Origin of the sequence: Tessaracoccus sp. MC1679 (assembly GCF_014164775.1) — a bacterium.
Taxonomy (GTDB): Bacteria; Actinomycetota; Actinomycetes; order Propionibacteriales; family Propionibacteriaceae; genus Arachnia.
In genome coordinates this window covers 301,316-322,506 of record NZ_JACJGB010000004.1, presented here as the reverse complement: position 1 = coordinate 322,506, position 21,191 = coordinate 301,316, and the positions used below count along the sequence as shown (strand labels likewise).

Annotated in this window: 12 protein-coding genes; 4 read left to right on the top strand and 8 right to left on the bottom strand. The window is 69.4% G+C overall.

Annotated elements, in window-relative coordinates; all coding sequences use genetic code 11:
• Positions 1 to 48: 48 nt before the first annotated feature.
• From H5398_RS08625 to H5398_RS08595, 7 genes are all read right to left on the bottom strand, one after another.
• On the bottom strand, positions 49 to 1,740 hold the full coding sequence (locus H5398_RS08625; protein WP_182799722.1) for a GerMN domain-containing protein: 1,692 nt from the start codon (positions 1,738 to 1,740) through the stop codon (positions 49 to 51).
• Complete coding sequence (mtrB, locus tag H5398_RS08620; RefSeq protein WP_182799760.1) at positions 1,737 to 3,194, bottom strand: MtrAB system histidine kinase MtrB; 1,458 nt, start codon at positions 3,192 to 3,194, stop codon at positions 1,737 to 1,739. Before mtrB ends, H5398_RS08625 begins: the two co-directional genes overlap by 4 nt.
• 85 nt (positions 3,195 to 3,279) lie before the next feature.
• Entirely contained in the window at positions 3,280 to 3,981 is a 702-nt protein-coding gene (gene mtrA, locus H5398_RS08615) for an MtrAB system response regulator MtrA (protein WP_370585736.1), read from the bottom strand.
• 46 nt (positions 3,982 to 4,027) lie between these two features.
• Positions 4,028 to 4,588: a YqgE/AlgH family protein gene (locus H5398_RS08610; protein ID WP_255443648.1), complete on the bottom strand. Its 561-nt coding sequence runs from the start codon at positions 4,586 to 4,588 to the stop codon at positions 4,028 to 4,030.
• A 152-nt stretch (positions 4,589 to 4,740) separates the two neighbouring features.
• Positions 4,741 to 5,064 carry a CARDB domain-containing protein gene (locus H5398_RS08605; RefSeq protein WP_182782881.1) on the bottom strand — a complete coding sequence of 108 codons (324 nt, stop codon included), beginning with the start codon at positions 5,062 to 5,064 and terminating at the stop codon, positions 4,741 to 4,743.
• Between the two features lie 92 nt (positions 5,065 to 5,156).
• The gene (locus tag H5398_RS08600) at positions 5,157 to 5,444 is read right to left on the bottom strand and encodes a hypothetical protein (RefSeq protein WP_182782882.1); all 288 of its coding nucleotides are present in this window, start codon (positions 5,442 to 5,444) and stop codon (positions 5,157 to 5,159) included.
• Between the two features lie 104 nt (positions 5,445 to 5,548).
• Entirely contained in the window at positions 5,549 to 7,498 is a 1,950-nt protein-coding gene (locus H5398_RS08595) for an APC family permease (RefSeq protein WP_370585737.1), read from the bottom strand.
• Positions 7,499 to 8,106: 608 nt separating this feature from the next.
• Here H5398_RS08595 and H5398_RS08590 point away from each other — a divergent pair.
• The 4 genes from H5398_RS08590 to H5398_RS08575 all read left to right on the top strand — a co-directional run bounded on the left by H5398_RS08590 (position 8,107) and on the right by H5398_RS08575 (position 20,375).
• Positions 8,107 to 11,364, top strand: a complete 3,258-nt coding sequence (locus H5398_RS08590) for a DUF6603 domain-containing protein (protein WP_182782883.1) — start codon at positions 8,107 to 8,109, stop codon at positions 11,362 to 11,364.
• A 65-nt stretch (positions 11,365 to 11,429) separates the two neighbouring features.
• On the top strand, positions 11,430 to 14,135 hold the full coding sequence (locus H5398_RS08585) for a hypothetical protein (RefSeq protein ID WP_182799719.1): 2,706 nt from the start codon (positions 11,430 to 11,432) through the stop codon (positions 14,133 to 14,135).
• Positions 14,132 to 18,805, top strand: coding sequence for a hypothetical protein (locus tag H5398_RS08580; RefSeq protein WP_182782885.1), 4,674 nt, complete (start codon positions 14,132 to 14,134; stop codon positions 18,803 to 18,805). The genes H5398_RS08585 and H5398_RS08580 overlap by 4 nt, the downstream gene beginning before the upstream one ends.
• Positions 18,806 to 18,818: 13 nt before the next feature.
• Positions 18,819 to 20,375 carry a hypothetical protein gene (locus H5398_RS08575; protein WP_182782886.1) on the top strand — a complete coding sequence of 519 codons (1,557 nt, stop codon included), beginning with the start codon at positions 18,819 to 18,821 and terminating at the stop codon, positions 20,373 to 20,375.
• A gap of 108 nt (positions 20,376 to 20,483) precedes the next feature.
• Here the strand turns inward: H5398_RS08575 and H5398_RS16845 are convergent, their stop codons facing one another.
• Positions 20,484 to 21,158 carry a peptidoglycan-binding domain-containing protein gene (locus H5398_RS16845; RefSeq protein ID WP_220489264.1) on the bottom strand — a complete coding sequence of 225 codons (675 nt, stop codon included), beginning with the start codon at positions 21,156 to 21,158 and terminating at the stop codon, positions 20,484 to 20,486.
• Between the last annotated feature and the right edge of the window lie 33 nt (positions 21,159 to 21,191).

The window sequence follows — 21,191 nt, the reverse complement described above, 5'->3', positions numbered from 1 at the left end:
AGCGAACACGCCCGATTTCCCGTTATCCACAGCTGGTCGACGGAGCACTCAGCTCGCGTAGGCGATGGCCGTGATCCCTTCGGCAAGCCTTGTCCATCGGGTCCGCGCCTCGTAACGCCACGTGACGCCGACGTCGGTGCGCAGCGCAATCGAACCACCACCGAGGCGGGCCATGGCGGTGAGCTCCTCCACAGCTCCGGTGAAGGGTCCCAGTTCCTCGACCAGCGAACCGTCGACCTCGACCGCGAACACCGACCTCACTCCCCCGGCGGAGCCGGCCACCGCGATCGACGTCTCGGCGTGCCAGGCGAGCGCAATCACGTCGCCGACCATGTCTCCCGAGGCCGCCATCATCGGTAGGGCGCGCCAGTCCACGACCTCCACCTCGCCGACAGGCACGACGGTGGCGATTCCCATCGTCCGACCCCCCTCCCCGGACAGCAGGAGAGCAGCCCTGGCCTGCGCCGGCGACACCGCGAAGTCCTCAAGCTCTCGCCCCACGGGGAGAGACAGCTTGACCTCCGTCACCGAGCCCATGCGGTCCACCGTCAACAGCCTGGGCACGCCCTCCGTGTCGTCGCCCATCAGCCAGAGAGTCCCCAGAACGAATTGAGGCGATCTGAGGTTGGTGACGGGCACCGCAACCTCCCCGAACTCGCCGCGCAAGCTGCCCATCAGAAGCGTGCTGCGGGTGGCGTCGATGAGCGCAGCGGTGTCACCGTCCAGGGACACCGCCAGGTCGGCCGCGTCGGCGACCGTGCTGCCCCACGGCTCAAACCGGCTGTCGCCGGTCACGCGTCCCGGTGTTCCTTCCCTGATGCCGAAAAGGTCGACGGTGGCGGCGCGCGAAAGGATCTGATACCCCTGCTGGCTGGCCAGCTCGAGAGCCCCGTCGGCGCGGGCCCCCGGCAACGTGAACGGGACACCGTCGCTTGTCACTACGAGCCCCGTCACGCGGGGAATGGCAGTCAATGACCACAACAGCTGCGCTCCCAGCCTCCTGCGCGCATCGTCGCCCAGCCGGTCGAAGAGGCCCTCCAGGTTGACCGTGACCACGCCGGACTGCTCGATGGTGGCGCCCTCATCTGCGAGGCTGATTCCACTGGGCATGGCGTCGGTAACAGCCTGGTCAACAGCCTCCGACGGCCCGTTGAGTAGGGCCTCGACCACCGCCGTGGGTGTGACGAGCATCTCGGGCAGGTGGATGGGGTCTGGTACCACATGGGTTCCGGAGCGGCTCATGAAGTAGAGGGGCACCCGCTCGTAGTAACGCTCGAAGATGTAGCGCGACACCATCAGCGAAGGCAACGGCGAGTCGATGCGCCACTCCCCGCCCTGGCTGACCACCCCGAAGTCGTGCTCAAGGTCGCCGGGCTCAGAGGAATAGCGGCCGTGCTCGTCGATAGTGCCCAGCTGGGTGGCGTCCAGGGTCGCGGTGGCGGGTCCACCCACCACCAGGCCATCGAAGACCACGGCATCGGTGGGCTCCCACCGCTGTGCCGCGTCCTCGGTCAAGTACTGCCTGGCGATCGAGTAATCCCCCTCGGGGGACGCCATCGCCTGGAGGAAGCCGTCGACGAGGCGGGAGGGGAGCATGCCCGCGACGGGGGGTTGCGGCGCGATGTCGATCCCCCTGGGTTCGGCGGACACCGGCACCTCCTCGACGGGCCCCGCGGTGGGGATGTGGGTGCACCCGGTGGCGAGAATCACGCTCAGCAGGGCTGCCAGCAGCAGTCTCACCGGTGCACCTCCTTCGGCTTGTCGTCGACGGGGATGACCGACAGCGGTGAGATCGTGAGCTCATGACCGGGCCCCCGGGGAAGGGTCAGGCGGAACTGGGCCCCGCGGTGGGGACGGCCCCACGCCGTCAGCCATCCACGGTGGAGCCGTGCGTCCTCCATTGAAATGGCCAGGCCCAACCCCGAACCTCCCACGATGCGCGTCCGGCTCGGGTCCGCACGCCAGAAGCGGTCGAACACCCGCGCCGCGTCCTCCGCGGCAAACCCGACGCCATGGTCCCGCACCGTCACAGCGACAGCCTGGTCGTTCGAGGCCACCACCACCTCAACTGGTTGCTGCTCCGCGTGCTCGATGGCGTTGGTGATGAGATTGCGGAGGATGCGCCGGATTCTGCGTGAGTCCACCGAAGCCGTGGTGTCGGCGCTGCGCCGCTCCAAGACCAGTTCGACACCCACTTTCTCGGCCATCCGACGGGCCGCTGCGAGCTCAGCTTCGACGAGCGAGCCCACGTCCGTTTCGTCAAGGGTCAGGACCGCCGCTCCGGCGTCGAACCTGGAAATCTCCAACAGGTCAGCCAGCATGCCGTCGAACCGGTCGATCTCGAGACTCATCAACTCGGCCGAACGTGCAGTCAGCGGGTCCAGCGCGTAGCGGGAGTCGTAGATCATGTCCGAGGCCATCTTGATGGTGGTCATGGGTGTGCGCAGCTCGTGCGAGACGTCACTGACGAAACGTTGCTGGAGGGTTGAGAGCGTCTCCAGCTCACGGATGCGCTGCTGCAACTGGGCCGCCATACGGTTCATGGACTTTGCCAGGCTGGCCAGGTCGTCGGTCCCCCGCACCGCCATCCGCTCCCCCAGTTGCCCGGAGGCCAGCCGTAGCGCTGTCTGACTCGCGCGTCGGACGGGGCGAACGACCTGGTTGGTGACGAGGTAGGCCACCAGTGCGAGGGCAGCCACCAGAGCAATGCCCGTTCCGGACACGGCGCTCTGGAGTGCGCTGAGTGTCTGCGTCTCGGTGGTCATGGGGAAGATGTAGTACACCGGGTAGCGTTCGCCGTTGGCCCCGAGCAGCACCGTTCCGATGGCCCACCCTGGCTCCGATTCGGCCGTTGGATCGGTGAAGATCACCTCGGTGGGCGTGACGAACATCCCCTCGCTGTTCTCGACCTGCGCGATGAGGGGCTCCGGCACGGACTCCGGGCGGATTCCAGCGGAGACCAGGCGCGAGGCGGGCCCCTGGATCACCACCCGGTACTGGGCTGCCTGCGCGTCTGCGAGATCTGCCAACCGGTTCAGGGACTCGTGAACGGCCACGCCGCGATTCTCCGGACCGCGCAGCTGCGCCTGCATGAAGGCGAACACGCCCGCCGCCTCGTTCAGCGAGGACGCCTTCTTCGCTGCTACGACCCCGGCGGTGGCCTGCTGGAGGAGCACCATGCCCGCCAGCAACATGAGGACGATGGACAGCCCGAGCGTTGAGATGAGCACTCGGAGCGGCAGCGACCCCCACCAGAGCCTGCGGACTCCCACCGCGGGCTTACTGCGTCGGTTCACCGGCCCTGTATCCGATTCCTCTTACCGTGATGACGATCTCCGGACGCTCGGGATCCCGCTCGACCTTCGCACGGAGGCGCTGAACGTGCACGTTGACCAGCCGGGTGTCTGCCGAGTTGCGGTACCCCCATACCTCGTCGAGGAGCGCCTCCCGCGTGAAGACGTGCGTCGGCCGCTTCGCCAATGCGAGCAGGAGATCGAACTCCAGCGGCGTCAAAGGCAGGGGGGTGCCGCCGCGACGGACCACGTGGGACGACACCGAAATCGTGAGGTCTCCGACCATCAGTGTGTCGTCACCCGCATCGCCGCTGGTGCGGCGCAGCCGTGTGCGGATCCTGGCGATCAGCTCCTTGGACTTGAACGGTTTCGCCACGTAGTCATCTGCGCCGGCCTCAAGCCCACCGACCACGTCAGCGGTGTCTGATTTCGCGGTCAACATGATGATCGGAACACCCGATTCGGCGCGGATGTCGCGGCAGACGGCGACCCCGTCGCGACCGGGCAGCATCAGATCGAGGAGTACCAGGTCCGGGCGGGACTGCCGGAACTCCTGGAGGGCAACCTCCCCGGTGCTGCAGCGAACCGTGTCGAAGCCTTCCTGCCGCAGGACGATCTGCAGCATCTCCGAAAGCGCCGCGTCGTCATCGATGACGAGAATGCGGGCTTTGCCCTTGGCATCGGTCACCCAGGCCTCCTTGCTTGCCGGTTGTCCATGGTAGCCGCGCACATCACTAGTTGAGGCTCGGCTCTTCCGTCCACGTGGACCACCGGCCGGTGGCCCCGCCCAACCGGCGCAGGACCCGTCGCCAGAGCCCAGCCGGATGACCGAAGACATCCTCGGGTCTCGCTGACGCCCTGAACCAAGATCCGCGGATCAACTCGCTCTCCAACTGCCCGGCGGCCCATCCGGACAGCCCCACGAAGAGACGCAACTGACTGAATGAGGACTCCATGAGCTCGGGCGGGAAGTTGAGATCCACCACGCCGATCTCATCGATGACCCGTTCCCAGCCCGGCGGCGGGGCTTCCGTGGTGGCGGGCTCGCCCAACACGATCGCGACATTGGGATTGACCGGCCCACCTTCGAAGACGCGGGCCGGGGGGGTCAGGTGGTCCCGGAAGCTCTCCTGGATGCTGTCCGCCGGCAGCTCGGAAAGTCGGTTGAGGCAGACACCGAGGCTGCCTTCCGCGGTGTGCTCCAGGAGCAGCACGACGGAGCGATCGAAGTAGCCACCTCGTCCCGGCTGCGTGGCGATCAGCAGCTGCCCGACGCCGACTGCTCCCGTGTGCATCACGGGTCCCACTCTATCGGGGCCGGACGCCGACGTGCCCGCCCGCGCTACTCAGACGGGCACGTCAGTGCCGCTGAAGGGTGGTGGTGCGGGAGTGGCCACCCGGGTCCCGTTGAGGCACCCGCCTGGTGTTGGAACCCAGGCGGAGCATGTCAGACGCAGTCACCGATGCGAACGTTCCCGAGGGTCTCCTGAGTCTGTCCGTTGATGATGAGTGTCATGGTGTAGTCGCCGGCCGGGAGGTTGAAGGTCAGTGATCTTGTCGCTGATTCGCCGGCGGCCAGCGGGTCGCACTCCAGGGCCTGGCTCTCCCCCGTTCCCTGGTCGTCGAGGTCGAAGATGTCCTGGTAGTCGGCAGAGTCTTCGTCCCCGACGTTGGCTTCTTCCCAGGTCACGGAGAAGTCCTGTCCGGCGCAGGGACTGACCGGGTCGGTGATGAAGGAAACCTGATTGTCGAGGATGAGGATGGCGGGCATGGGTTCCTCCAGTGTGGTCGGGTTGAATGGCTTGGATGCGAGTCCGGGTACCGCCTTTGCACGCGGGTGTTGAATGCCTTGACGGCGCTCTTCTAGGCTCTGCGTGGGCGGAGTGGTGGGCCGAGGTGGAACTGGACGGCGTCGTTGAAGCCCCTGATTGCGTCTGCGTCATTCATCGCGTCGCGGATGGCGAACGCGCCCGGGCCTGTGGCGGTGTTGCCTTGTGCGCCCAGGGCCGGGTCGCCGTAGATGCCGGTCGCGACGTCGAATCCGAGGCAGTAGAACACGTTGGGCTTGGCGCGTGCTGCACGAGCCACCTCCGGGTCGGCCGCCACGACAGCGGCGCCCCTCTCGGCGGGACCGATCGCTCGATTCCGCATGAGCGTGAAGTGCACCGCCGTGGCGAAACCTCCCCGCTGCGCCTCGGGGAGATCGTCGCGGTACCTGTCCTTTGCCTTCGGCAGTGCCCGCCGTGTTCATGTGCTCAGCGTGCCACGTCGTCGGACCCGCTTCCCACCCTGGGGAGAGAGAGCGGCTCGGCCGAGGCGAGTTGGAAGGGCACGCTGGTCACGATCACACCGGGCATGAACAGCAACCGAGACTTCAGCCTCAGCGCGCTCTGGTTGTGGAGGATCTGCTCCCACCAGTGACCCACGACGTACTCGGGCACGAACACCTCGACCACGTCGCGTGGGCCGATCTGCAAGCTCATGAGGTAGTCGACGATGGGGTTGATCAACTCCCGGAACGGGGAGGCGACCATGACCAGCCGCACCGGGATGTCGCGACCCTCCCAGTCGTCGAGCAGCTTCCGGGTGCGCTCGTGGTCGGTATCGACGCGGAGAGCCGTGATGGTGCTCGGGCGATTGGCGCGGGCGATGGCCAGTGCCTTGAGCGTCGGCTCGTTCAGCTGGCTGACGAGCACGATGGCATGGACCCGGCTGGGCAGAGTGATCCCCGTGGCGCGTGGCCGCAGGTCGCGTGAGACCCGGTCGTAGTGTCGGCGGATGTTCAGCATGATCAGCACCAGCACCGGAACGGCGACCACCACCATCCACGCCCCGTGGGTGAATTTCGTCAGCAGCACGATGACGAGCACCAGCGCTGTCACGGTGGCGCCGACCAGATTGACCACCGTCGAGGAGACCAGCCGCGGCCTCCAGCCTCCGTCGCGTGCCTCCCGCCACCAGTGGACCACCATCCCCGTCTGGCTGAGCGTGAACGAGACGAACACTCCCAGGATGTAGAGCTGGATCAGGCGCGAAACCGACCCGTCGAACACGTAGACCAGCAGCGCGGCCACCGTCGACAACATGACGATGCCGTTGGAGAAGACCAACCGGTCGCCACGGCGGCGCAACTGCTTGGGCAGGAACCGGTCCGCGGCCAGCTGAGACGCCAGGATCGGGAACCCGTTGAACGCCGTGTTGGCGGCCAGGATGAGGATCATGGTGGTGGACAACTGGACGGCATAGAACCCCACGCTGTTGTTCCCGAACACGGCGGCCGACAGCTGCGCCAACACCGTGCGCTGGACGTAGCCCTCCGGTGTTCCCGTGAGTTCGTCCGCGTGTTCAGCTATGTGGATCCCGGACGTCGTGGCCAGCAGGGAGATTCCCAGCATCATCGAGATCGCCAGGCCGCTCATCGCCATCAACGTGAAGGCAGCATTGCGGGACTTCGGCGTCCTGAACGCCGGGACACCATTACTGACCGCCTCGACGCCGGTGAGCGCGGTGCAGCCCGACGCGAACGATCGGAAGAGCAGCGCCACCAGCGCGATCCCGGTCAGGTCGCTGGCGTGATAGCCGAAGCCGGCAGACTCCGCCACAGGCGCCGCCCCGGACCAGGACTGCGCCGCCCCGACAGCCAGCATCACGAACACCGACACCAGGAACCCGTAGGTGGGAATCGCGAAGACGGTGCCAGACTCCTTGACCCCGCGCAGATTCATCAGGGTCACCCCCGCGATGAGGCCCAGACACAAGGGGACGGTGTATGGCAGCAGTGCCGGGAACGCCGAGGTGAAGTTGTCGACACCGGCTGCGATCGATACCGCGACCGTCAGGACGTAGTCCGTCAGCAGGGCACCTGCGGCCACCAGGGACGCCCGCCTGCCCAGGTTCTCCTTGCTCACCGCGTACGCTCCGCCCCCATCGGGGTACGCGTGGATGGTCTGCCGGTAGGACAACGTCACGATGGCCAACAGCGTCACGACGAAGAGCGCGATGACCGGCGTGAACGTGACCGCCGTCGCACCACCGAGCGCGAGGACCAGGAGGATCTCCTGGGTGGCGTAGGCATTCGACGAGATCGGATCGCTACAGAACACCGGCAACGCCAGGCGCTTGGGCAGTTCGGTCTCCCCGAGCTGATCCGAGCGCATCGGGCGACCCACCAGAAGCCGCTTCGGTACAGAAGTGAAGGTACTCACACGCCCAGACTGGCCCCGCCCCGACCCGAGAACCGCCGCCCTAGCGCAGCCCTGACGCACGAACCGCAAATCTTGATGCCGCCCTAACCCGAGGTGCACTCACTCACTGCCTGTTTGAGTGTTGACGCTGCAAAGTATGGGAATCTGCACAATTTCTCCTCTGGAGCGCCGGGGTCTGACACCACTCCCCCGTAAGACACGCCACGCCAGATGTGGGGGCGCTCAACCTGTGGGCCCACTCCATCCTGGACTGAGCCATGCACACCACTCTTTCGAGACGACTGGGCGCAGCCTTGGCGTCCGGCATGCTTCTGGCTACGACGCGCAGAGCCGTGCCCGCCCTTCCGGAGCTGAGCGAGACCGCGGCTTGAGGGACGCACAGGGACTTGCCTATCACTCTTGTGGCACTGACTGGGCCGGGTTAGGATGACCCATCCTCGGCTGAGGATCCGGGGCCCTGAGGGAAGTTCGGCCCCGCGCGATTGACTGACGTCTGCCCTCCAACAGGACAGACGAGGGACCTCCCGGTTCGCCACTGCGCGCCCGCTCGCACGGCCTCAGTGCTTTAACAGCTCCGCATACCAGGCTCTTGAACCCGAGGGGTTCGCATGGACATCCTCAGCACGCTAGCGTCTCTCATCCGTTCATCCGTGGGAGGCGATCCCAGCAAGCCGCCGCTGCCGACGGTGCTCACCGACATCGCAGCGGACCTGGAGCGCCTTACCGAACTCGACCTGGAGCCGTCGGGCGAGGGCCTGGAGCGTTGGTTGGCGACCTTCCACTCCATCACCGGCAATGTGACAGCCAGGGAGACCTTGGTCATCCGCGTTCTGCAGGTCCACCTCCCGCGGGTCGCCGAGACTCTTGCCCTGGCCGGCGTCATGGGCGTCACCTGGAACCCGGACGCGTCCCCGCGGTCGTTCACCATCAACTGGGACGCGTTGCGCGCCTTCACCCGAGACCCGGGCAGCCAGGCGATCACGACGCTGCTGAACCGGGTCCCCTCGGTGAAGGACGCGAAGGCGGTCCAGGCGCTCATGCTGTTGCTTCTCGCCTCGCCGGTCGAACTCGTCGCCCGGGAGTACGCCCGGGCCGGCTTCCTGTCCCTGCCTGTGGGTGATGGGGTGTCTCTGGACGACCTCGTGGAACTCATCAACTCGCCGATCGCGGTCCCGCTCGGGCAGGAGCTGCTCACCCGCCTGCAGGCCGGCACCCTCGTCGAGTGGCTCCAGCAGCTCAAGGAGCAACCAGGGGGGTTCCCGACGGTCGCCCCACGCCTGGCCGTCCTGCGTCCCGACCCGCCGGCGGCGGGCCTGGCCGGACTTGAGCTGCGTCTGGATGCCTCGTCCAACCTCGTCCGCAGCGCCCGGGTGGCGCTGCCCGTCGGCTGGGTCCTGACTGGCGACGTCCGTGGGGACGCAACGGTGAGTGCACGGATCGTCGTCACGGGCGGCGGCTTCGATGTGTCCCCCGCGGTGCGTCCGGACGCCCAGGTCGGGTTCTTCCTGAGCAAGGCCAGGAAGGCCGACGACGACGCCTTCCTCCTCGGACGCCGTGGCGGCACCTTCGTCGCGGTCAGGGACATCCGCCTCGGCCTCACGGTCGCCGCCAGACCGTCCGACCCGACGGCCGCCGTCCCCCTCTTCGCACTTGTCACCAAGCTCGACGGCCTCCGCCTGGGCGTGGGCACCGACCTTCTCAAGCCGCTGGCGGCCGGGCTCGCCCTGCCCGGCTCGATCACCTTCTCCTCGGACTTCTCCCTGCCCTACCTTCAGGGCGTCGGGGTTCAGGGAGCCGGGACGGACGGGATCGGTATCGACATCCCCACCCACCTCGGCTTCGCTCTCGGCGGACCCGGGCTGGGACTGTGGCTCGACGACATGCTCACCCGACTTGAGGTGGCGATCAGCCCCTCCGGCCTGTTCTTCCGCACCCTGTTCCGGTTCGACGCCCGCGCCGAGATCGGACCCCTCAAGGCGACGGTCACCGGGGCCGGGATGTGGCTGGGTAGGTGGATGTCCGGCAACGCGGGGGTGCTGGAGCCGACGGGGATCGGACTGTCCCTCGACGCGGGACCGGTCAGTGGCGGTGGGTTCGTCGGGAAGCTCGGCCCAGGCGAGTTCGGGGGCGCGCTGACCTTGAAGATCCTCGGCATCGGCGCGTTCGCGTTCGGGATCTACAAAGAACTGCCCGGCGGGCCGGTGTCCTTCGTGGCCGTCATCGGTATCCGCCTGCCCCCTCCCGGGATCCAGATCGGCTTCGGCTTCGCCGTGTCCGGAATCGGCGGCCTGATCGGGATCCATCGTCGAGCCGACACCGACAAGCTGCGTGAAAAGCTCGTCAGCGGCACCGCTGGTGACGTCCTGTTCACCGACGACCCGACCCGCAATGCCCCCAGAATCCTGGGCGAGTTGAGGACTCTGTTCCCTGACGAGCGTGGCACCTTCATTATCGGCCCCACCCTGCAGCTCAATTGGCTGTACCTGTTCACCCTTGATGTGGGGGTGTTCATCGAACTCCCCGGCCCGCGCAAGATCTTCGTCGCCGGGTCCGCGCGCCTCGTCGTCGGCTCGGAGGACTTCGCCCTCGTCTACCTTCGGATGGACTTCATCGGGGGGATCGACGCGACGGCGTCCCTGATCTTCTTCGACGGCGCCCTGGTGAACTCCCATATCCTCGGCATCCTGCGGATCACAGGTGGGCTCGCCTTGCGCATCGGGTTCGGCCCCAACCCGTACTTCCTGTTCAGCGTGGGTGGCTTCCACCCCCAGTTCGCGCCCGGCGGGCTGGCCGTCCCTCAGATCCCCCGGGCGGGGGCAGGGGTGGACCTCGGGATCGTGTGGTTCACCCAGGAGATGTACTACGCGGTCACGTCCAACACGGTCCAGTTCGGGACGAGGACGGAGGCCGGCATCAGGCTCGGCCCGATCAGGGTCCACGGGTGGTTCGGGTTCGACGCCCTGATCCAGTTCCGACCCTTCCGGTTCACCGCTCGCATCGACGCCGGGATGTCGGCCACCTTCGCCGGGTGGGAATTCGCCAGCATCCGGGTCCGCGGAGAGCTCAGCGGCCCGGGACCGCTCGTCCTGCGGGCCGAGGCGAGCGTGAAGGTGATCGTCCGGATCAGCAAGAACGTCACCATCACCCTCGACAGCCGACCGCCGGAGTCGCTGCCCGCCATCTCGAACCTCGCCCAACACCTCGCCGGCGAGATCAGCACCCCCGAGAACCTGCGGGGGGACGGCGACGATCCGGACGTGGTGTTCGCTGGCGCGTCCCCGACCATCATCCCCGTCGGTCGGGTGATCTGGGAACAGCACCGAATTCCCCTCGACCGCGTCCTCCACAAGGCGGAAGGGGTCCCACTGGGGTCCGGACGGACGTTGGGCGTGGCCTGCGCGGAGCCGGGCGCCGCCCCGCTGGCCATCGGAGTCGAGGAGGACGAGTTCGCGGTCGGTACGTACACGAACCTGTCGGACGCTGAGGCCCTGTCGGCACCGACCTTCTCCCGCGGACGGTCCGGATTCAGCCTCGAGGTAGCCCAGGCCCACGCGACGTCCGCGACGACGGCCCCCTGCTCGCCCGGGCTCAACCTGCTGCGCCTCCCCCGGCGCCGCTTCGTCATCCTCGACTTCTCGGCCACACTCAGGAGCGTCCATGCGGGACTCGTGCAATCGATCCTCGAACGCGACCGTGGGGCCGCCGTCATGGCCCGGCCCACCGACATCGTCCTCACAGCAGAACGCTGGACTACCCCGGTCGGCGGCGCCCAGCACGCTGCGGACGCCTTCCTCGCGGCAAGGGCGACCGGATCGTTCGCCGTGCCCACGTCCACCCCGTCGGTCTCCCTGGAGGGGGTGCTGTGATGGCCCGGTTCAGCAGCTGGCGCCGACCGAGGCTTGTCCATCAGTCCACCGAACAGGACGGACGGTTGGGACGCACCCTCCAGGTGACCCTCACGGACTCGGCCGTTCCGGCCCAACCGGCCGGCGCGGACATCGCCTTCGGGTTCCGGAACGCTTCCGATGTCGCGCGGCTCACCGAACGCGCGATCCGGCACCGGGCACCCGCGCCGGGGGTCCGCGACGAGGAGACGACCAAGTGCACCCACGTGGACTTCCACGCACCTGACCTGCCGTGGCGCTACACGCCCCGCCGGGCCGAGGGCGACACCCTGCGCCCGTGGCTGGCGCTGGTTGTCGGCACCCCGGACGAGGTGAGAATCTCGGGAACGACGGTGACCCTGTCCTCCTCGGTGCTCGCCGACTACGACCTCACGACGTCGTGGCGGTGGGCCCATGTCCAATCCCCCGACAGCGAGACCAACGACGATCTCGGAACTCCGGCGCCCGACCGGTTCTCCCGGCTGCTGTCGTTGCGCCGGCTGCTGCCGCTGACGACATACATCGCCGTGCTCGTCCCGACGTTCACCCCGCGTGGCACGCCTTTGTGGGCCGGAGGTGTCGTCGACAACGGCGGACGTCCGCTCCCTGCCCTGTCCTGGTGGACGTTCGCCACCGGCGAGGGCGGGGACTTCGAGACCTTGGCTGCCCAGTTGCGGATCCCCCCCGCCGCTGACCTCGGCAAGGCGTCCCTCACCTACCGCGCCGCCGACATCCCCATCGGGCCGCTTGAGGTACGCGGAGCCCTGCAGTCCCTCCAGGCGGTTCAGCCAGCGGTGGACGGGGAGGCCGACCTCGCCAGGGATGTCGCCAACGCCGTCCTGGCCTCCGCAGGCGCCCCGGACCTCCTGGGTCCGCCCGCCTACGGACGTCCGTGGGTTCCCTCTCCAACCACAGCGGCCGGGTGGGTCGAGCAGTTGCGCGCCGACGCACGGGTCCGGATCCACGCCGGCACCGGTCAGTGGACGGGAGTGGAAGCGCAGGACGAGCTCATGCAGGCGGCGGTCGCCCAGTCCGGGTCACTCGCCGATGCCGCCGGGCTCATCGCCCGAACGGCCTCCGGTCTGGCCACCTCGGGTTCGCTGTGGGCGAGGTCCCTGCCGTCGGATCCGGTGGCCCGACTGCAGATCCTCGCTCCGATGACCACACGGCTGCCCACCGACACCGGGGTCCAGACGGTGGCCGACGCCGTGTCCACCCCCGAACGCACCTTGGACCGGGCCCTGCTCACCGGGGCCGGCCAACGACTCCTCACCCGTACCTCCCGTCTGGACAAGACCCCCGTCGCGTCGGCGACCGACCTGCTCCAGGCCGCGGCCTCGGGACCGGATTCCGGGCCCGACCCGTCGGCCGCGAGGCTGTGGGAGGCCCTCGTCCCCGACGGTGAGCGGCTGTACGTGGAGTTGTGGACGGCGCTCGCGAAGCTCCGCCGGGCTGCCCTCGCCGGCCGCAGCCGCTACTTGCACCGCATCGGGGCCTTCATCGGCCTGGAGGATCCGCGGCGGATCGACGAGTGGCAGAGAGAGTTCATCCAGGACGAACTGCCCCGGCTGCAGGACCGTGCCGCGGCCGGGCTTGGCGAGCTGACGGGCGAATGCGGGGAGCGGGTGTGGCTGTGGGCCGCCGAGTTCGCCGGCACCGGGACGTGGGACGACCTCCTCGCCCGGACCCTGACGACGCCCCACGCAACTGACCTCATCTACGGACAGGTCCAGACGGCCGTCCTGTGCTGCCTCCTGCCCACCTGTGCGGGAGAACCTCAGGTCCATCCCGAGTCGGAGTGCTCCCGCCTCGTCGCCCTGCTGCGGATCCCCGCCCCACACGACCGGGTGCCGGTCCCCCTGCCAGGCCTTGGCAATGCCGTCTCACGGGCCGTGGATCCACGCTCGGACGACCCGCCGGCGCGGCGGAGCCTTGATGCCCAGCTGCCTGACTCCCTGCGGGGCCGGCTCGCCCCACCGCGCTACCCGCTGGGGCTGGATTTCCCCACGTGGACACTGCTGCGACGCTACGAACCCGACTGGCTGCTGCCGGGGGCGGCGTCGGTCCCCCGCCACACGATCATCGCCCTGCGGACGAACCCGGTCTTCATCGATGCCTTCCTCGTGGGCCTCAACAGCCAGTTCCTGTCCGAGGTTCGCTGGCGGGGGCTGCAGGTGGACCGGTGGGGCACCCCGTTGCGGATGTTCTTCGCCCCGACCGACGAGCGCACCGGCGTCCGCATCCCCGACGTGGCACCCATCGAAGACTGGCCGGACGGGTCGGCGTTAGGTACCCACCGCACCCCCACCGGTGCGACCCCGGGACCGCCAGAACGGCTGGTCCTCCTGTTCACGACCCCGCTCTTCCGCCGCTACCCGCGCACGCTGGTGTACCTGCAGAACCGGCTGGGTGACGACGAGCTCAACGACCTCGTCCTGATGGAGCCGCCTCAGCTTGTTCAGCCGCCCGGGACGACCTTCGAGCAGTGGACGGCGACCCGGGCCCACATCCCGCCCGTCTTCTCCGGGACGATCGGGCCCGACCAGGTGTTCTTCCTGTTCGACATTCCGCCCGAGGACCTCGACGGGTACTTCCTCGTCCTGGACGAGCCCCCGTCCGAGCAGCGGTTCCGCAACGACCTGTCACACGCGCAGGCGTCGGCCGCCCAGGTGGCCGAGGCTCTCCTCGATCCGCATACCCGGGTGGCCCTCGACGGCCAGGCCCTTGAAGCCATGGGATTGGACCCGCAATGACCGACGAGATCGGGGTCCTGCTGCCCCTCCAGCTGGAGACCACCTTCCTCCCGCCCGACGAGGTCCCCTGGTGGCGGCTCCGGCTCCGGGTGATCCCCCAACCCGTGTCGGTCGACGGCCACACCGACCATGTTGGCGACGAGGAACTGCGGGCCGTCGCCGCCTTCCGGACCGCCCTCGCGTCGACCGAACCCCTCACCCCAGACTGGTTCGGGACCGACGCCCATCGGGCGGCCTTCGCCGGGCTCGCGGGGGCGGTCGGCGGGGCCAGAGCGTGCTGGTTGGCGATGGCCGTCCCCTGCCACGTCGCGGACGGGCGCTTCATCGCCCTTCCTCCCGACGACACCGCCGACCACCCGTCCCGGGTGCGAGGTCTGCCCGCACGGCTGCAGGTCGGGGTGTGGACCTACGGCGCGGACGGGGCCGAAGCCCTCCAGCGCGTCGGGAGCCTGCCCGAAGACCCCGACGCGACCATCCCCGCCCTCGTCGACCTGCCCGACCTGTCCTCCCCGGACGCCTTCTTCGACCATTGGGTCGCCAATTGGGAGCGGGCCCGCGAGGTGGGCCTCGGCGGCATCTTCGACCTTCCGGACGGATCGGAGCCCGGCACCCTCGGCGGCGTGACCGTGTGGGGGATCGGAGACGAGACGCCCGACGTCCTCTTCGAGCACCACGTCCACTCGGGGGCCCTGGCCGAGGTCGTGATCGGGTCCGCCACCCATAGCGTGGACGGCCACCCCACCGCGACGAGCAGCGCCGACCCGCAGGGCGCCCCGGTCCCGGACGGAGCGGCCGACGTCGAGGCCCACTGGCAGGTGCTGATGCGTCGGGTGGCCGGCGCCACGACCGGCCTGGACGACGTGCTGAGGAGGTTTCTGACCGGACGTCCGGTCGCCGGCCCCGCCCGTCCCATCGGCCGGGAGCGATCGCTCGGCGACCTCGACGTCCCGCAGAGCCTGCGCGAGCTAGTCGACGCCCACGACGTGGACGCCCTCGCCGAGGCCCGGGCCGTGATACCGCCCGAAACGGGCCTGGCGCCGCTGCTTCTGCACGCCCTGTGGCCGGTGCTCTGGGGCTCGTTCGCCCACGACGAATGGGACCTCACCCCTCCGACCGTCGCGACTCTCACCCGGTGGGCTCTGGAGAACGTGAACCCCGAGGGACCGCTGCCGACGCTGCGGGTTGGCGACGAACCGTACGCCCTGCTCCCGATCACCCGCCTGGACACCTGGAAGACGGCCGCCGAGGAGGCCGACCTGGCCGCTGCGGGGCTGGAAACGCTCGTGGCCTGCGCCGCGACCCTGCGCCGAAGGCTCCACGCCACCGGGCGGGCCGATGGCAGCACCCACGGCGCCGATGTGGCCCGCTACGCCGACCTGCTGCTGCGTGGCGGCTCGTCAAGGGAGTTCGGGAGCAGGCGCAGCGCCCCGCGGTCGTTGGTGGCACCGTGGCTCGGGATGGGTGGGCCGTGGGACCTCCGCGACGCCCAATTGGGGCTGTTCGGGCTCCCCGATCAGGTCGCCGACCCGTTCGTCGAGATGTCCTTCGGTGTGAACTCCGTCGGCCTGCAGCTCGTCCGGCCGTCACACTGGACCTACTGGGGATGGCGCGACCTCGCGTCCAGGGTCCCGCTTCCCGCACTGGTCGAGGTCGCCCTCGCCCGAGGGTGGACTCTCGTCACCCCGCACGGAAACGCGCCGCTGACCCTCGGGCAGCTGTTCGACCCGCGCGAGCTCTATATCGACGCGGGCCGGGACGCCCCCGGCGAGCGTCCGCTGGGAGTGGTTCCCGACTCCATGATCGTCCGGCTGCTGCTGCAGGCCTGCCTCACTCGAAACGCCTGGCTCGCCGACCCTGACGGGCGCGACCTGCTGGACGCGCTGGGGCCCGGGTTCGGCGGTGAGGGCCCCGTGCTGGCCGCGCTCCAGGTGGCCCTGCTGCTCGACCCGGGCGACGACACCTACGACTGGCGTAAGCCCGGCAGTTGGCCGACGGAACCGGACGGCTGGACGCGCTTCGCGTCCCCGCAGGGGGACATCTCCTATCCCGAGTACCGGCGGTCCACGGCCGCGCCGGACGTGGTGTCCCGCCTCGAGCGCGCATTGGGCGCTGTCCTCGACACGGTCTCCACGCGGGTCGACCCCTGGATCACCGCCGTGGCGTGGAAGCGTCTCCGGACAGCCTCGAGCGACGAGGCCAACCCCCGGCGGCTCGGAGCCTACGGCTGGGTATGCGGCCCCTTCGACGGGCTGCCCGGACCCACCGATTCAGGGCTCCTCCACACCCCATCCCAGGCGCAAACCCTGGTCGCGACGCTTGTCCGCGACGACTTCCGCGAGAATCTGCGCACCGGGGCGCTCAACGAGCGCGGCGAGGTCCCGTCCGGGCTCGCGCTGACCGGGGCGGCAGTCCGGTTCGCGACCGGGTACGTGGACGACATTCGCGACGGGCACCACCCGTACGAGATCGTCGGGCGGGAGGTCGAGCGAATCGTGACCTCGCAGGCACCTTCGCCCTACGATACGGCCGCGCTGCTGCGGCTCACCTTCCCCATGTACCCCGAACGGCCCGACCCGCGTCAGACGTGCCAGGGGTTGCTGGCCCTGGCCGAGCTGCTCGCGGACCCTGACGTCGTCCCCGGGCTGGTGTTGTCGGGCGTCCAGGTTCGCGAGCTGGCCGAGGTCCGAGCCGGTCTGGACGCCCTGGGCGACATCGCCCTCCTCGACGGGGCGTTGCATGGGGCGTCCGGACGGCCGGCGAAGGCGTCGGCCGCACTCCGCGGGGCGTCAGGATCCGCGGCCGCGGCGGTGCCCGAGTTCCCACGCACCCCCGCCCCGGGGCGGGAGCTGCGGAGCACCGTGCTCTCGGTGGTTCGGTTGCGGGTCGCCGCTCCCGGCGAGGGCGGCGCCCGACTCGCCGAGCCGTCGGTGGCCGGCTTCCTGGCGTCCCAGCTCGGGACGGACTGGACCTGGTCGGTGCGGTTCGAGGACGGCGCCGCGACGTCGGTGACCCTGGCGCAGCTGGGGCTGACGCCCGTTGACACGCTCGTGCTGTCGCCGGACCAACTGCGGCTCCTGGCGGCCACCGCCGCAGGTGTGCGCGGGGCGGGGATCGGCCGTCATGCGGCTGGTGGAGACGGAGACGAGGACTTCCAGGTCCACCTCGTCGCCGATGACAACCGGACGTGGGAAGTGTGGGTCGGCGACGTCCTGGACGGGATGGCGACTCCGGCCGGCCTCGGGCTCGCCCCGCGCGACCTGGCCGGGCGCACCGAGCCCGAACTCGTGGCCGAGGTCCTGGGGCGGTACTTCGCCGGGCACGTCCCAGACGGTGCCACGCTTCGGCCCGTTCCCTCGTCGGCCCCCACAGTGTGGACGGTCCGCGATCGTCTCGACGCTGTGGTGGGGGTCTTCGACGCCACCACGCTGGGCTGGCCCACTCCAGAGGTCCCACCCGAAGACCACGAGCGCCTCATCAGGATCGCCGCCGGGGCCCCGGCTGCCGTCGTGACCGATCCGCCCGAAGTGACACGGTCGGGGCGGCTGTGCGCCCTCCTGGGAGCCCCTGCCAGCGAGCAGGACCTCGCCGCCGACGGTGCCGGCACGGTCGCCCCTGCCGTCTACGCCGAGCTCGTCAGCCGCTACGGCGCCGTCCACGACGATCTGGTCCGGACCGTCGCCCAGCTGCGGGACGCCGTCGGCGCCACCGAGGCCGAGCAGCGGGCGGCGGTCCGCCGCGGCGCGCTGTGGGGAGTTCCCCCGGGCACCACACCGGCCGACTCGGCGACCTGGGCTGGTGTGATGGTCGGTGCACCACTGCCGCCGGCGGCCACTGCTCTGGAGGAGCTCGCGGTCGCGATGGCGGCCGGCCTGGAGGCTCGGCTCGCCGCGGCACCGGCGCCCTGGAATGTCCCGAGCGCGGACGCCCATGCCTCACCCCTTGACGCCCGGGAGCTCCGGCGCGCCGGTGTCCCCGAGGGGGTGGCGGGACTGGCCAGGGCGTTGTCGTCCCTGGTCGCACCGCAGGGGAACCTGCCGATCCTCACCAGCTGGGACAGGGACGTCCTGACCGGACTCGCCCCTCTCCATCCCGCAGCATCCACCTTCGAGGACGAGTGGTTGACGATGCTCGCCCCCGTCCGATCGGCCCTCGCTCGAGTCGAGGCCCACCAGCTGGACGCCCGCTCCCGACAGGTGGATCCGCTGCTCGCCTGGGCGAGCCACCCCGACCCGTGGCGCCGGTCCGACATCGCCGCCGGCGCGGCGGACACCGCCACGCGGACCCCGTTCGGGTACCGGCTCGAACCGTTCGTCGCCGCCTTCGGGGAGGTCGACGCCCTGTCAGGGGCAAGGGTCGCCGTCGGACTCGTCGATTCGTACTCCGAAATTGTGCCTCTGCCGCAGCGCGACACCCACGCCGCCTTCGGGTTCAATGCCCCGGGGGCCAGGGCACCGCAGGCGATCCTGCTCGCCGTGCCCCCGAACGCCGACGAGCCCCTCACCGACGACGACGTCGCCGTCATGCTGGCTGAGCTGCGCGAACTCGTCGTCGCCCGCGGCGCCCGAATGCCCGACCTCGTCGAGGTCGGAGGGCTGCTCCGCACCACATGGATTCCGCAGGACGAGCCGGTGTCCGTCCTCGACCCCGACGCCCACCTCAACGCCCGCTAGGTCAGGAGTAGCCATGCCGACCTTCTTCGCCGACCGTCTGGAGCCGCTGCCGGTTCCCGGGATCGCAGACGCGACCAGAGGAACCGTCCATGACCCGGTGTGGTTCCTCACCAGGCAGTGGCAGCTGGGTGAGTTCCAGGGCGAGAACGCCAGCACGCCGGTGAAGGTCGAGGCCGTCACCACCGCGCGCGCCATCGTCCACACCGACTCGGGGCAGGCGCTGCAGGTCGTCCCACCCGAGGTCCTCGTCGAGTCGGAGATCGACGACTGGTGGACGATCGGACGCCGACTCCGGCTGGGCGCCGTCATCGCGGCCAACCTCGGGCTGGGGGTCGACCCGCGATGGGTCATCGCCGACCCCCCGCCACCGTACGACCTCGTGGATCCGGCCTGGGACGGGTTGAAGATGTTGAAGGGAGGTCTGGTCGTCGCGCCGGGCATCCTGCCCGAGGTCCCACCCGACCCGCAGCCGGCCTGGGTCGAGGACGAGCTCATCTACGAGCGCGACGACGCGTTCCTCGCGGACGGTGTGCGGCTCCACCTCCGCCGTCACCGTGGGGGACGTCTCGACTGGTACTCCGTGGACGCCGACGTCCCCGCTGATCTGCCTCCCGCCGAGCCGGACGGGATCCTCAGGAGGGTGGTCCCAGCCAGGCTCGAGTACCCAGGGATGCCCCGACGCGGCGTGTGGGAGATCGAGGACGCCCAGGCGGACCTCGCGGCCATGGCGCCGGACGCCGTCCACACAGCGACCCAGATCATGCTCGCCCTCTACGCCTCGCACCGCGACGAGTGGTTCGACGTCCCCATCCCTACACCCACGGGTCGGATTCTGCGCATCGTCCGGTTCACCGTGACCGACTCGTTCGGGGACGTCTACATGGCCGAGCGAAATCCGGATGGGGTGCATTCGGGGCCCCACGGACTCCACCCGCCGGTCGATGCCGTCCCGGTGCCGGACTCGTGGCTGGCGGGCGGCGTCCTGCCTTGGGGGTTGTTCCACACCCGCAACCTGGAGTCCGGCGACCTGGTCCTCGTGCAGACGGTCGACCGTCCCCTTGAGGGGCAGGTGGTGGAGCGGGTCCAGTTCGGTGTGGACGATGAGTCGAACCTCGTGTGGGCCGTGGAGCGTCGCCTGGACGGGCGGGCCACGTCGCCCACGTCCCCGGAGGGCGGCGGCGCGCTCATCCCGCCCCGGCCGTCCGACCAGACCGCGGGCCAGGCCTACGACTACGTCCCGGGGGTGGGGACAGAGTCCCATTGGATCCCGTACACGATGTCCGAGCCGGGGCAACCCCGCGAACTCGTCCAGCGTCGGCTCGTCGACCTGTCGCGCTTCCCAGCCGTTTCGGTCGGGGACGCCAAGGCCGCCGTCCTCACCGGGGATCGGCGGCGACTGGTGGAATCGGTCATTCCCCTGGACGGTCTGGAGGTGGAACGGCGCTGGGTGCTCGTCCGTGACGCGGTTGGCGAACCGCACCTGTGGATCCAGCGTCAGCGACGCCCCCTCACCTCACCGCCCGCCCGGACATTGCGGTTCGACGTAGCCGCCCCCACGGATCCGCGCTAGCCGTTCACGCCCGTTCCCCCAGGCGGAGGTTCGTGCGCGCGCCGAACGGTTGAAGATTGACCACAAGCGCACGCGCCGCACTACCAGGCAGCGTCATATCTGCCCTCGTCACTCGGGGAAACTGGAGAACAGTTGCCACGTCACCGTGAAGGCATCGCTGTCGGTCGAGATCGAGAACGTCCAGCCCATGGGTTCGGCAGCGAACTGCTGGAACGTGATGTCGGCCGAACCCAGGGGAGGAAGCAGGACGCTCTTGGTCTCGTTCGTCCTGTCCGCGTGGATCTTCACCGACGCCCCGAGCAGGTTCAGGTTGTGCACTTGGAAGTGCATGGACATCCCGCCGAGTTGGGAGACTGTGGCCGAGCCGCTCCAGACGCCTCCCGCGACGAGTCTGTTGCCGTCCGCGTCCCGCACGACGGGGGGTGGGGGCGGCGGGGGTGGGGGCGGCGGTGGGGGCGGAGGCGGCGGCGGGGGCGGCGGGGGCGGAGGTACCGCCGCGTCAAACACGACAATGTCGTTGTCCAGTGCCGTCATCGTGCCCTTGCCGACAACGGGGTCGTCGGGCTGGAGCAGATGAGCCCGCTTGAACATCACGACGGCGTCACTGGTCTCCTGGAAGTAGTTGCCGGTGGCACCGCTGGGGATCGGGTATCCCAGGTCGATCAACGCCCGCTGGACGGCGGCCACAGCCGGGCCGGTCTGCCCGAAGAACATTCGGTGGTTGCCGGCATAACACGCTTCGAGGATCGGGTCTCCGGCGAAGCGGGGAGAACGAAGTGGCATGACAGTGCTCCTCTTTCGCGCGGCAGGCCGATG